Origin of the sequence: Streptosporangium sp. NPDC001559 (assembly GCF_042893955.1) — a bacterium.
In the GTDB taxonomy this organism is placed as follows: Bacteria; Actinomycetota; Actinomycetes; order Streptosporangiales; family Streptosporangiaceae; genus Streptosporangium.
In genome coordinates this window covers 16,793-28,795 of the sequence record NZ_JBIAVG010000033.1, presented here as the reverse complement: position 1 = coordinate 28,795, position 12,003 = coordinate 16,793, and the positions used below count along the sequence as shown (strand labels likewise).

13 protein-coding genes are annotated in these 12,003 nt (G+C 71.9%); 7 read left to right on the top strand and 6 right to left on the bottom strand.

What is annotated here, in order from left to right:
- Nucleotides 1-131: 131 nt before the first annotated feature.
- From ACFYY8_RS41560 to ACFYY8_RS41550, 3 genes are all read right to left on the bottom strand, one after another.
- Nucleotides 132-440: a hypothetical protein gene (locus ACFYY8_RS41560; protein WP_352012354.1), complete on the bottom strand. Its 309-nt coding sequence runs from the start codon at nucleotides 438-440 to the stop codon at nucleotides 132-134.
- Nucleotides 441-585: 145 nt separating this feature from the next.
- Entirely contained in the window at nucleotides 586-1,773 is a 1,188-nt protein-coding gene (locus ACFYY8_RS41555; protein ID WP_390050599.1) for an MFS transporter, read from the bottom strand.
- Nucleotides 1,773-2,342: a Chromate resistance protein ChrB gene (locus ACFYY8_RS41550; protein ID WP_390050598.1), complete on the bottom strand. Its 570-nt coding sequence runs from the start codon at nucleotides 2,340-2,342 to the stop codon at nucleotides 1,773-1,775. The genes ACFYY8_RS41555 and ACFYY8_RS41550 overlap by 1 nt, the downstream gene beginning before the upstream one ends.
- 62 nt (nucleotides 2,343-2,404) lie before the next feature.
- Here ACFYY8_RS41550 and ACFYY8_RS41545 point away from each other — a divergent pair, with 62 nt between their 5' ends.
- From ACFYY8_RS41545 to ACFYY8_RS41515, 7 genes are read left to right on the top strand one after another with little or no spacing between them, the layout of a single operon-like run.
- Entirely contained in the window at nucleotides 2,405-2,941 is a 537-nt protein-coding gene (locus tag ACFYY8_RS41545; RefSeq protein WP_390050597.1) for a MarR family winged helix-turn-helix transcriptional regulator, read from the top strand.
- Nucleotides 2,938-4,224: an MFS transporter gene (locus tag ACFYY8_RS41540; RefSeq protein ID WP_390050596.1), complete on the top strand. Its 1,287-nt coding sequence runs from the start codon at nucleotides 2,938-2,940 to the stop codon at nucleotides 4,222-4,224. The genes ACFYY8_RS41545 and ACFYY8_RS41540 overlap by 4 nt, the downstream gene beginning before the upstream one ends.
- 42 nt (nucleotides 4,225-4,266) lie before the next feature.
- Entirely contained in the window at nucleotides 4,267-4,893 is a 627-nt protein-coding gene (locus ACFYY8_RS41535) for a TetR/AcrR family transcriptional regulator (RefSeq protein WP_390050595.1), read from the top strand.
- Nucleotides 4,890-5,780, top strand: coding sequence for an ATP-binding cassette domain-containing protein (locus tag ACFYY8_RS41530; RefSeq protein ID WP_390050594.1), 891 nt, complete (start codon nucleotides 4,890-4,892; stop codon nucleotides 5,778-5,780). The genes ACFYY8_RS41535 and ACFYY8_RS41530 overlap by 4 nt, the downstream gene beginning before the upstream one ends.
- Nucleotides 5,777-7,348 carry an ABC transporter permease gene (locus tag ACFYY8_RS41525; protein WP_390050593.1) on the top strand — a complete coding sequence of 524 codons (1,572 nt, stop codon included), beginning with the start codon at nucleotides 5,777-5,779 and terminating at the stop codon, nucleotides 7,346-7,348. Before ACFYY8_RS41530 ends, ACFYY8_RS41525 begins: the two co-directional genes overlap by 4 nt.
- A 32-nt stretch (nucleotides 7,349-7,380) precedes the next feature.
- Entirely contained in the window at nucleotides 7,381-7,929 is a 549-nt protein-coding gene (locus ACFYY8_RS41520; RefSeq protein ID WP_390050592.1) for a YciI family protein, read from the top strand.
- 34 nt (nucleotides 7,930-7,963) lie between these two features.
- Nucleotides 7,964-9,331, top strand: coding sequence for a pyridoxal phosphate-dependent decarboxylase family protein (locus ACFYY8_RS41515; protein WP_390050591.1), 1,368 nt, complete (start codon nucleotides 7,964-7,966; stop codon nucleotides 9,329-9,331).
- Nucleotides 9,332-9,471: 140 nt separating this feature from the next.
- Here ACFYY8_RS41515 and ACFYY8_RS41510 read toward each other — a convergent pair whose 3' ends face one another.
- The 3 genes from ACFYY8_RS41510 to ACFYY8_RS41500 all read right to left on the bottom strand — a co-directional run bounded on the left by ACFYY8_RS41510 (nucleotide 9,472) and on the right by ACFYY8_RS41500 (nucleotide 11,920).
- A complete protein-coding gene (locus ACFYY8_RS41510; RefSeq protein ID WP_390050590.1) occupies nucleotides 9,472-9,867 on the bottom strand; it encodes a PepSY domain-containing protein in 396 nt (131 codons plus the stop codon).
- Nucleotides 9,868-9,959: 92 nt separating this feature from the next.
- Nucleotides 9,960-11,237: a sensor histidine kinase gene (locus tag ACFYY8_RS41505; protein WP_390050589.1), complete on the bottom strand. Its 1,278-nt coding sequence runs from the start codon at nucleotides 11,235-11,237 to the stop codon at nucleotides 9,960-9,962.
- Complete coding sequence (locus tag ACFYY8_RS41500; RefSeq protein WP_390050588.1) at nucleotides 11,234-11,920, bottom strand: response regulator transcription factor; 687 nt, start codon at nucleotides 11,918-11,920, stop codon at nucleotides 11,234-11,236. The genes ACFYY8_RS41505 and ACFYY8_RS41500 overlap by 4 nt, the downstream gene beginning before the upstream one ends.
- Between the last annotated feature and the right edge of the window lie 83 nt (nucleotides 11,921-12,003).

Here is a 12,003-nt window from a genome sequence, read left to right as displayed (position 1 = left end):
AACGCTCGACTGGGAAACCCCAGCCGAGCGTCTCGCTAAGCTTCTGGCGACAGCCAGTTGATCAACTGTGTTGCAACGACCCCTCGAATTCGCCCCGCGCCGGGGGTTCCGCCTTCGCTCACAGGGGCGGATCAGGGGTTGTCGTAACCGATCCAGTTGATGTACCAGCCGTACTGCTGGGCGATGGCGGGCGTCAGCGGCCTGCTGTCCTTCCACTGGACGTAGACGCGGAACTTGCTCGCCGTGGCGTCGTAGACGGCGCTGGGGCCGACCAGCGACCACTGGTTGCCGCCGGTGCTGCCGATGGAGGTGACGTAGACGGGGGCTCCGGTGAAGTGGGCCGCGGTGGTGTCGACGTCGATGTAGATGCCGTTGGGTCCGTAAGCCTGCCAGCCCTGCCCGGGGGCGGTGTGTCCGGAGGCGATACGCGCAGTCGGCATGATGCGTCCTCTCGCGAGATACGAACTGTCGCGCTAAGTGTTCATCCGATGACTATAGGTGTCTACGGGTGCTTCCCTGCCCCTTCCGCCACACACACCCCACCTTTCCGACAGGTGTCCGACGACGGGCGGACCGGGCACATGGTCAGGGGCTCGCCGGGCGTTCAGGGAAGACACGGCGTAGGAGGAGGCCGATGAGGGGCGGAAGGGCGAGCAGGATGGCGAGGGCGGCGTATCCGTGGGCGAGGGTGGCCACGGTGGCGACGCCGGCGACGAGCAGGGGGCCTCCGGCGTCGCCGAGTTCGCGGCCGAGTTCGGCGGCGCCCATGGTCTGGCCCATGCGTTCGGGAGGAGTGCGGGCGGCGAGAGCGGCGAAGCCGAGCGGGGTGATGAGCCCGGTCCCGACGCCGATCAGCACGGCGGCGACCAGGACGCCGGTCAGGCCGGGCAGCGTCGCGCCCGCCAGGCCCGCGGCGGTGATGAGCAGCCCGGCCACGATGCCGGTGCGGGTCGTCAGGCGCCCCTCGTCCAGCGCGCGTCCGGTGCGGGGCTGCACGATCGCCGCGCAGGCGGCCAGGACGGAGACCGCGGCACCGGTGGCGACGGTGCCCAGGTCGGCGGCCCGGCCGGAAACGGGCAGGAACCCGACTCCGACGGACAGCGCGGCGGTGGCGGCGGCCAGCGCCCCGGTGGGCGCGAGGAAGGCCGGGTCGGCCAGGCGTCTGACCAGGTCGAGGACCGTCTGACGGCTCTTGGGCAGCGGCGGTACGGCGGGCACGGCCAGCGCGGCCCACACCGCCACCACCACGCCCAGCGCCGCGAGGACCGCGAACAGCGCCCGCAGTCCGCCCGCCCACACCAGCAGTCCGCCCAGCAACGGGCCGAGGGTGTAGCCGATCGACTTGTGGAAGCCGTATCCGCCGAAGGCCCGCCCGAGCTTCGCCGCCGGGTTGAGGCGGGCCACCAGCGCCGAGGCCGACGGGGAGAACGCCGAGGCCGCCGCGCCCTGCCCCAGGCGGGCGGCCCACAGCCATCCGGGGCTGTCGGCGACGACGTAGACGGCGGAGGCGAGTGCGAACGCCACCAGGCCGCCCAGCAGTACCGGCCGGGCGCCGATCCGGTCGGCGACACTGCCGAAGAGCGGCTTGAGCAGCGCCTCGGCTCCGTCGTAGAGGGCGAGCAGGCCGCCGAGAACGAGCAGGGAGGTGACGGCGTCATCGGAGAAGCCGCCGAGGTTGGCGGCGATCCCGTGCGCGCCGAACGCGGTGGTGAACCCGGCCGCGTACAGCGGCCACATCTGCCGGGCCGGGGCGGCCTGGGCCTGGCCCGTCATCACGCGCCCCCCGGTTCCGGCATCTCGTGCAGCGCGGCGAAGACCCGTTCGGCGTAGTCCTCGCACGCCGCCGCGCACTCGCGCAGCCGCCGCCCGGCCTGCGCCGCCTCGGGCGCGCCGAAGACGTCCCGCGCCGTCAGGTCACGGTGCCAGCGCCGCAACCGCTCCAGCGACTGCTCCTCCTCCTCGAGTTCGGCCAGGGTGAACTTGCCGATCCCGATCTCCTTGGCCAGTTCCTGCTCGAACTTGCCGCAGTCGGCCAGGAACTCCGTCCAGTCCGCCGAGCGCGCCGCGGTGAACATCTCCCGCAGCCGTTCGGCGTCGCCGCTGTCGCGCCCGGCCGCGACAAGCGTGACGAACTGGCCGCCCGCCTGCCCGGTCAGCTCGCCCGCCCGGGTGACACCGTCGGTGAACACGGGGACGTCCGGTACGGCCCACACTCCCTGCCCGAGCGACAGGGCGCCCATTTTGCGTAGTTCCCGCCATACGGCCACCCGGTGCCGGGACGGTTCGGCGGGGATCTTGACCAGGAAAACGAGCCACCGGCCCGCCTGCTGAGAGTCAGACACATCATGAAATGTAGCAGCCGTTACAAAGCTTCGGATCATATGAGCGCTGTTATATTAGCGCTGTGACATCTTTGGACCCCACCGCGTCGCCCGGTCGCTGGGACGCGCTGCACACCCTGCTGGGCGACCTGGACCGCCAGATTGAGACCTTGTACACGGATCGGGGCATCGAAGGCGTCCGCTCCCGGTTCGTCCATCCGTTGATCCGCCTCGCGCACACCGGCCCGCTGACGATCCGTGAGCTGGCGGAATCCCTGGGCCGCTCGCACTCGGCGATGAGCCAGACGATCTCGGTGATGCGCCGCGAGGGCCTGGTCAACTCGGAGCCGGGCACGGACGCCCGCACCCGGCGCGTCACCCTCACCGACCGCGCCCGCGACCTCATCCCCTTCCTCGAAGCCGAGTGGCGCGCGACCGAGGCCGCCGTCGCCGAGCTCGACGACGAGATCCCCCACCGGCTCAGCGCGGTCGTCGCCGAGCTGGAGAGCGCGCTGGCCCGGCGGTCCATGAAAGAGCGGATCCTCTCCCACCTCGGTGAGTTCCCGGCCGCCGAGACCGCTTCCACAGTGGCTTCCGCGGAGGGGGAGATCCGGCCGTGAGCTGGCGCGAAAGGCTGATGGACGTCCGGCCCCTCCGTGACAGCCGGCACTTTCGCGACCTGTGGATCGGCTCCTGCCTCGCCTCCATCGGCCAGCAGATCGCCGTCGTCGCCGTACTGCTGCAGGTCTGGGACCTGACCCGCAGCTCGTTCTGGACCGGGGTCATCGGACTCGCCACGGGCCTGCCGCTGCTGGCTCTCGGCCTGGTCGGCGGGTCGCTGGCCGACACCGTCGACCGCAGGAGCCTCGTCCGCCTCACCACCGTCGGCCAGGCCCTGACGGCCGCGGGGCTCATGGCGCAGGCCGCCTCGGGGAACCGGTCGGTCGTGCTGCTGCTCGCCCTGGTCGCCGCCCAGTCCGGCTGCGCGGCGCTCGGGGCGCCCGCCCGCCATACCTTCCCGGTTCGGTTGCTGCCCGCCGACCAGGTCGCCGCGGGGCTCGCCCTGCAGAACATCGCCTTCCAGGCGTCCATGCTCGCCGGGCCCGCCCTCGCCGGTTTCGTGCTCGCGCGGTGGCACTACCCCGCCGCGTACGCGATCCAGTTCCTGGCCGGGCTCGCGTCGCTGGCCGCCGTGATCAGGCTGCCCCCGATGCCCGCCCCCGCGGCGGAGGCCGGACCGAAGGCCGACGGCGGATCGCGGAGCAGGCGCGGGCCGGTCAGGGGAGGCTGGCGGATCAGCCTCCAGCGCCCCACCCTGTGGGGTTCCCTGTCCGTGGACCTCGCCGCGACCGTCCTGGCCATGCCGGTCGCGCTCTTCCCCCTGGTCAACGAGATCCGCTTCGCGGGCGACCCGCGCACGCTGGGGTTCTTCCTGACCGCGCTCGCGCTCGGAGGGCTCGGCGCGGGCCTGTTCTCCGGGACCGTCACCCGCCTGCGCCGTGGCGGCCTCGTCCAGCTCGTCGCGGCCACGGTCTGGGGCCTGGCGCTGGCCGGATTCGGCGTGGCCGGGCCAATCTGGCTCGCCCTGCTCTGCCTGACGGTCGCCGGTGCGGCCGACACCGTCTCGGTGGTCACCCGAGGCGCGCTGGTACAGCTTGAGACCCCCGACCACTACCGGGGACGGGTGTCCTCGGTCGAGCACGTCATCGGCATCGCCGGTCCCGAGATCGGCAACTTCAGGGGAGGGGTGCTCGCCTCCCTCACGTCGGCTCCCGTGGCCCTTCTGGTGGGCGGGCTGACGGCCGCGCTCGCCGTGGTCTCGGTCGGCCTCGTCAACCGCCCCCTGCGCGCCTACCGCGTCCCGGCCGAGCACGAGGCCGTACGGCAGGCCGAAGTGAGCTGAACACTTGAATTGGTTCCAATACATATGTATAGACTCTTGGACGTGCGACCAATATCCGAAGAGGACCTGACGACACGGGCCCGCATCCGTGACGCCGCGCTCGGGCTGTTCGCCGAGCAGGGCGTCAGGGCGACCACGATCCGGGGGATCGCCGCCGCGAGCGGCGTCTCACCCGGCCTGGTGCAGCACCATTTCGGCACAAAGGAGGAGCTGAGACAGGCGTGCGACGACTACGTCCTCGGCTACATGCGTGAACAGGTCGACGTGGGCATCACCGGCCGCAACCTGGAGAGGCCGGAGTTCATCGAGAACGTCCACCGCACCGCGCCCCCGCTGATGAAGTATCTCGGCCGCGCGCTCGTGGACGGCTCGCCCGGCGCGGCCGCCATGTTCGACGAGCTCGTCGCCATGACGGAGGAACACCTGGCCCGCGAGGGGCACGCGGAGGCAGACCACCGCGCCCACGCGACCGTGCTGACCGCGATGAAACTCGGCATCACGGTGCTGCACGAGCACGTCTCCCGCGCGCTCGGCACCGACGTCTACTCCGCCCCGGGCACCGTACGCGTCGGCAAGGCCCAGCTCGACCTGATCAGGCCGGAGTTCCTCGGCCAAGAACTGTTCGAACAGGCACGGACCGGTCTGGACAAGTTAGAGGAGGGACAATGAGCACGGCGGTGCGGATAGAGGCCCTGGTCAAGAGCTTCGGGCAGACCAGGGCCCTGGACGGGCTCGACCTGACCGTCAGGACGGGGGAGGTGCACGGCTTCCTCGGCCCGAACGGCTCGGGGAAGACCACCACGACACGCATCCTGCTCGGCCAGATGCGCGCCGACTCGGGCCGGGCCGAACTCCTCGGCGGCGACCCCTGGCGGGACGCGACCGAGTTGCACCGGCGGCTCGCCTACGTGCCCGGTGACGTCACCCTGTGGCCCTCGCTCACCGGCGGTGAGGTCATCGACCTGCTGGGCAGGGTGCGCGGAGGCCTGGACCCCCGGCGACGCGCCGAACTGCTCGAACGCTTCGAACTCGACCCGCGCAAGAGATGCCGCGCCTACTCCAAGGGCAACCGGCAGAAGGTGGCGCTGGTGGCCGCCTTCGCCTCCGACGTCGAACTGCTGATCCTCGACGAGCCGACCTCGGGCCTCGACCCGCTGATGGAGGCGGTCTTCAACGAGTGCGTCCTGCGGGAGAAGCGCGACGGCCGCACGGTGCTGCTGTCCAGCCACATCCTGTCCGAGGTCGAGACACTGTGCGACCGCGTGAGCATCATCCGCGCGGGCCGTACCGTCGAGTCCGGCAGCCTGGCCGACCTTCGGCACTTCACCCGGACCTCGGTCACGGCCCAGCTCGCCGGACCCGTGCCCGGCCTGGCCGCACTGCCCGGCGTGCACGACCTCACCGTGGACGGCGCCCTGCTGCGCTGCCAGGTGGACGGCGACGCGCTCACGGCCGTGCTCGGCGAGCTGTCCAGGGTAGGCGTGCGTGCGCTGACCACACAGCCGCCGACGCTTGAGGAGCTGTTCCTGCGCCACTACGAGGGAGCCGCGGCGTGACCGGGACCTGGACGTTGATCCGGCTCATCCTGCGCAGGGACCGTGTGCTGCTGCCGGTGTGGATCGCGATCAGCGCGCTGCTCCCGGCCGGTGTCGCCTCCGCGACCGCCGCCCTGTACACCGACCAGGCCGCCCGTGACGCCTTCACCGCGGCCTCGATGAGCAACCCCGCCCAGCTGGCCATGCGCGGCCCCGTCCACGAGGCGAGTCTCGGCGGCCTGACCGCCTGGACGCTCGGCTCGTCCGGTGCGTTGATCGGCGGCCTGGTCAGCATCCTGCTGGTGATCAGGCACACCAGGGCCGAGGAGGAGACCGGCAGGCGCGAACTGCTGGCCTCGGGCGTCGTCGGCCGTCACGCCCCGCTGGCCGCCGCGCTCACGGTCGTGCTGGCCGCCAACCTGCTGCTCGGCCTGCTGTCGGTTCCCGGCCTGGTCCGCGAGGGCCTGCCCGTGGGCTCATCGGTGCTGTTCGGGCTGTCGACGGCCTCCGCGGGCTGGGCGTTCGCGGCGGTGGCCGCGCTCACCGCGCAGCTGACCGCGGCTTCGGGTACGGCGCGCGGCATCGCGGTCGCCGCGGGCGGTCTGCTGTTCGCGGTGCGTTCACTGGCCGACGCCGGTGGCGTCTCCTGGCTCGCGTGGCTGTCGCCGTTCGGCTGGGCCAGGCTGACCAGGCCCTACGCGGGTGACCGGTGGTGGGTGCTGGGAGTCGTCGTGGTGTCCGTCGCCGCGCTGACGGCCGCCGCGTTCGCACTGTCCACGCGGCGTGACGTGGCCGGTGGCCTGCTGGCCGCCCGGCGGGGACCCGCCGCCGGGACGCTGCGGGGCGGGATCGGCCTGGCCTGGCGGCTGCACAGGGGCATGATCGTGGGTTCCGGGATCGGTTTCTGCCTGCTGGGCGCGTTGCTCGGCATGGCGGCGCGCGGGCTGGACACCCAGGTGGACACACCGCAGTTCCGGGAGCTCGCGGCGACGATCGGGGGTCCGGGAGCGCGCATCTCCGAGGTGTTCTTCACGTTCGTGATGTACGTGCTCAGCCAGATCGTCACGGCGTTCGCGCTGGTCTCGGCGCTGCGCGCCCGGAGCGAGGAGGCCGCGGGCAGGGCCGAGCTGTTGCTGGCCGCCCCTGTCGGCAGGTTGCGCTGGGCGCTGAGCCACCTGGTGTTCGCCGTCGCGGGCCCCGCACTGCTGCTGGCCGTACTGGGGGCGGGTGCGGGGCTCACCTACGAGGGCGACGCTCTCCGCATCACCGGGGCGACGCTGGCCTATCTGCCCGCCGTCTGGACCATGGTCGGGTTCGCGACGCTGTTGTTCGGTGTGCTGCCCCGGCAGGCGGCGGCCGTGAGCTGGAGTGTGCTCGGCCTCATCCTGCTGGTGGACCTGCTGGCGGAGTTCAGGCTGGTCGGCGGGGGAGTTCAGGACCTCTCACCGTTCGTGCACGTGCCGCCGACACTGCTCGGGGACGCCTCCTCCACGGTCGCGCCGCTGCTCGGACTGACCGCGGTCTCGTGCGCCCTGGCCGTCGCCGGACTGGCGTTCCTGCGCCGACGCGACCTGGCCCCTTCCACCTGACAGACTTTTCGGATATATCGCGATAATGAGGCATGGAGTTCTTCTGCTACCACCGTGACCGGCCCGGTTCGGTGGCGTTGCGTCACGAACTGCTGGAGGAACACTGGTCCTACATGGACCGGTACGCCGCCGAGATGATCGCCCGTGGCCCGACCTTCGACGACGACGACACCCCGACCGGGAGCGTGCACATCGTCGACCTGCCCGACCCCGCCGCCGCCCGCGCGTTCGCCTTCGACGAACCCGGCTACCAGGCCGGGGCGTACCGGGACGTACTGCTGCGCCGGTGGCGCAACACGCTGGGACGCACCATGTGGGACTTCCCCGGCGGCCGGACCGGCGGCGACCGATACCTGGTGCTCGGCCTCGGCTCAGGGCAGGCCGCCGACCTCGCCGTCCCTGCCGCCCGGGACGAACTGATCGCGTACGGGCCGCTGCTGTCCGACGACGGCGAGAGCTGGCTGGGGACGGCGGCGCTGGTCCGGGCTCCGGACGCGAACGCGGCGCGCGCCGTACTGACCCCGGACCGGTACGCCGGCATCGAGGTGCACAACTGGTGCTTCGGCGGACGCCGGTCCTGAGCGAACGAAGCCGGTTTCGAGGAGGCGAGAAGCGTTGGCAGAGGAACCGAACCGGCTGTTTCGCACGGCCGCCGACCACGCCACCGGTTACCGCCGGTCACTGCCCGGCAGGCCGGTGGGAGTGCCGGTCGACCAGGAGGCGTTGACCAGGGCGTTCTCCGGCCCGCTGCCCCGGGACTCCTCCCCACCCGAGCGGGTGCTGGCCGACCTGCTCGCCGCGGCCGAACCGGGCCTGGTCGCGAGCGCGGGCCCGAGATACTTCGGATTCGTCGTCGGCGGCGCGCTGCCCGCCGCGACCGCGGCCGACATGTTGACCGCCGGATGGGACCAGCTCGCGACCAACGCCGTCACCTCACCCGCGGCCATCGCCGCCGAGGCCGCGGCGGGCGCCTGGCTGAAGGACCTGTTGGGTATACCGGCGTCGGCGTCCACCGGATTCGTCACGGGCTGCCAGGCGGCCAACACCGCCGGGCTCGCCGCCGCCCGGCACCGGGTGCTGGCGGAGGCCGGGTGGGATGTGGAACGGCGCGGGCTGCTCGGAGCACCACCGATCCGGGTGATCGCGGGGGAGGAGCGGCACGGGACGATCGACCGCTCGCTGCGGTTGCTCGGTTTCGGGACGGACATGATCGAACCGGTACCCGCCGGACCGAACGGTGCCATCGACATCGAGGCGTTGCGGACGTCGCTGCGAGCAGCCTCCGGGCCGGCCATCGTGTGTCTCCAGGCGGGCAACGTGAACACCGGTGCCTGCGACCGGCTCGGGGAGGCGTGCGAACTGGTCCACAGGCACGGTGGATGGGCGCACGTGGACGGGGCGTTCGGGCTGTGGGCCGCGGCGAGCCCGACGGCCCGGCATCTGGTCGACGGAGTGGAACTCGCCGACTCCTGGGCCTGCGACGGCCACAAATGGCTGAACCTTCCCTACGACTCGGCCTTCGCGTTCTGTGCCCGGCCCGACGTGCACGTGGCGGCGATGTCCTACGCGGCCCCCTATCTGACAGGTTCCGGCGGCGCACCCGTGGGAGCCGACCTCACCGCTGAGTCGTCGCGCCGTGCCCGCGGATTCGCGGTGTGGGCCGGACTGCGGGAGCTGGGCAGGGACGGGGTCGCGGCGCTGGTCGAGCGCTGTTGCGCGCTGGCCCGCCGGTTCGCCCAGGGACTGGCCTCGGCCGGGTTCGAGGTGGTGAACGAGGTCGTCCTCAACCAGGTGCTGGTGGGGTTCGGGGACGACGCGCGCACCGAACGGGTGATCGCCGCGGTGCAGGCGGACGGCACGTGCTGGGCGGGCGGCACGACCTGGCGGGGACGGCGGCTGATGCGGATCTCGGTGTCGAACGCCACCACGACGGAAGCGGACGTGGATCTGTCGGTCGCCGCGATCATCCGCCTCGCCGCCTGACCGATCACCGTACGGCCTTGGCCTGGCGCGCGGCGACGGCGGTGACCGTCCGCCCGGCCGGGTTCGACCTGTTCGCCGAGGGCCCGCTCGTGACGGAGCAGGCCGATCGGCAAACGGGCGGAGGTCCTCAGTCGTCGTCCTCAGTCGTCGTCCTCGGCGTCGTGCTTGCTCGCGCCGTCGTGGTGGTCGTCACCGTCGTCGGTCTTGCCGGTGACCAGGGAGCCGGTTTCGGCGTCGACGACGAACTCCCGCTCGCCGCCGTCGCCGCCCTTCACCTCGATCTGCCAGGTCCGGCGGCCGTGTTCGGTCTCAAGCTCGGCGGAGGTCACCCAGCCCGCGGGGACCTGTTCCAGGGCCGTCTTCTCCGCCTGCGAGCTGAGGACCTTGGGGGCCTTGGCGGCGCCGCGGTCCCCGGGGGTGTCCGAGGTCGTGGAGGAGGGGGTGGGCTCGGCGTTGGCGGCCGTCATGGCGGCTCCGCCGCCTGCCACGAGTACGGCCGCCGTGGCGATACCAGCGATGATCATGGGCTTGCGCATCCGAACCTCCGGTGCGGTGGACGTCTTTGCTGACGTCTCCCAACCTGCCGTGCCGGGTGATAGCGGGGGCCTGTGACAGTCCTAAACGCGGGTTAACGTGGGCCGGGCCCGAACTCCACGGTGATGTGGGCGCCGCCTGCGGGACCGTCGGCCAGCGTCATGGAGCCTCCGGAACGTTCGGCGGTACGGCGGACGATGTCCAGCCCGAGGCCGGTCGAGGACGCGCCGCTGACTCCGCGCGTAGCGGCGCCTGGGTGCCGGAACCCCGGCCCCTGGTCGGTGACGAGGAGTACGGCTCCGCCGCCGGGTCGGGCCGACAGCCGTACCTCGAAGTCCGTGCCCTCGGGTGTGTGGGCGAAGACGTTCTCCAGCAGGGCGTCGACGCAGGTCGTCAGGGCTTCCTCCCCGACGCCGACCGGTAGGGGAGGACGGGTCAGCTCCTGGCCGACCAGGCGGTCCTGGTCATGGGCCAGCATCGACCAGTGCTCCAGACGTTCGGCCACGACCCGGGCGGCGTCGCATTCCCCCGGCACGTCGTGGCGGGCGCGCCGTGCCTCCTTGATCACCCGCGTGACCATGCGTTCCATCGACTCCACGGCGGCGCCCACGCGGGCGGCCTGCTCGCTTTCTGGCAGCCCGTCGGCCTCCAGCCGCAGCACGGTGAGCGGGGTTCGCAGCTGGTGGGACAGATCGGCGACCGCCTCCCGTTCCTGGGCCAGCAGGACACGGATGCGTTCGGCGAGGTGGTTGAGCGCTCCGGCCACCTGCCGTAGTTCTTCAGGGCCCTCTCCGGGCGCTCTGGCGGTGAGGTCTCCGGCCGCGAGCCGGTGGGAGACCCCCGCGATGCCGGTGATGAGACGTATCTGTGAGCGGGCGAGCCGGTCGGCGACAAGCAGGCTGACGGCCAGCACACCGGCTCCCACCAGCGCGAGGATCAGCCAGGCGCGCCTGACCCCTCTGGTGAGGTCGGCGTCGGAGACGAAGGTGCGGATGACGGTCGTGCCCGCGGAACGGCCCGCGACGGCGACAAGGATCTCCCTGCCTCCGCGCGCCTGGGCGGTCAGGCTGCGCCCGGTGAAGGCCAGCCGTACGGCCTCGGAGCGGGGGGCGGGCTCGCCCAGGACCGCACCGGTGGGCAGGAAGACGGTCAGCGGGTAGCCGTTGGTGCTGTTGGCCTGCTCCACGGCCAGTTCCAGGGCGGGGCCCTTACCGACCGAGGCCACGGGGACCAGCGACTGCGCGCGTACGAGCGCGTCGGCGGTGGCGCGGTCGGCGGCCAGCATGAGCGCCAGCAGCGCCAGCGGCACCAGGAAGGCCACCAGAGCCAGGGACACCATGGAGGCGACCAGGACGAGCAGACGCCGTCTCATGTCGCCGGATCCACCAGCTTCACGCCGACTCCGCGGACGGCGCGGATGTAGCGCGGCTGCTGCGCCGACTCGCCCAGTTTGTTACGCAGCCAGGACAGGTGGACGTCGACGGTCTTGTCGGCGCCTCCGTAGGGCAGCTGCCATACCTGCGTCATCAGTTCGCGTTTGCTGACCACCTGGTCCGGCCGGGCCGCCAGGTAACACAGCAGGTCGAACTCCTTCGGCCGCAGGTCCAGCGGGCGGCCCGCCAGCGTGACGTGGCGGCTGCGCGGGTCGATGCGCAGCTCACCCACCACCAGGGGCTGCGGGGTGTCGTCCTCCCCCTGGAGGCGGCGGAGCACGGCGCGGATGCGGGCGTCGAGCTGGACCGCTCCGAACGGCTTGACCAGGTAGTCGTCGGCCCCGGCGTCCAGAACGCGGGCGATCTCCTGCTCGTCGTCGCGGGCGGTGGCGACGATGATCGGCACCGGGCTGACCGCTCGCAGCATGCGAACGACCTCGTGGCCGTCGATGTCGGGCAGGCCGAGATCGAGGATCACCAGATCCGGATGATCCTCGACGGCCCTGTGCAGTCCCGACATACCGGTGACGGCCGAGGTGACCGCGTGGCCGCGTTCGGTCAGAGCCCGCATCAGCGCGGAGCGTACGGCGGCGTCGTCTTCGACGAGGAGTAGCTGTGCCATCACCTCCACCGTATGAGCATCGGAAGGCGTCTCGGCCGGTTCCTCCTTGGCGTTGAACCGGCGTTAGGCAAGCGTTAGGACTC

Excerpts from the sequence above, each read along its gene's own strand:
- ACFYY8_RS41560 (WP_352012354.1), bottom strand. The coding sequence starts at position 440 with ATGCCGACTGCGCGTATCGCCTCCGGACACACCGCCCCCGGGCAGGGC.
- ACFYY8_RS41555 (WP_390050599.1), bottom strand. The coding sequence starts at position 1,773 with ATGACGGGCCAGGCCCAGGCCGCCCCGGCCCGGCAGATGTGGCCGCTG.
- ACFYY8_RS41530 (WP_390050594.1), top strand. The coding sequence starts at position 4,890 with ATGAGCACGGCGGTGCGGATAGAGGCCCTGGTCAAGAGCTTCGGGCAG.
- ACFYY8_RS41520 (WP_390050592.1), top strand. The coding sequence starts at position 7,381 with ATGGAGTTCTTCTGCTACCACCGTGACCGGCCCGGTTCGGTGGCGTTG.
- ACFYY8_RS41510 (WP_390050590.1), bottom strand. The coding sequence starts at position 9,867 with ATGCGCAAGCCCATGATCATCGCTGGTATCGCCACGGCGGCCGTACTC.
- ACFYY8_RS41505 (WP_390050589.1), bottom strand. The coding sequence starts at position 11,237 with ATGAGACGGCGTCTGCTCGTCCTGGTCGCCTCCATGGTGTCCCTGGCT.
- ACFYY8_RS41500 (WP_390050588.1), bottom strand. The coding sequence starts at position 11,920 with ATGGCACAGCTACTCCTCGTCGAAGACGACGCCGCCGTACGCTCCGCG.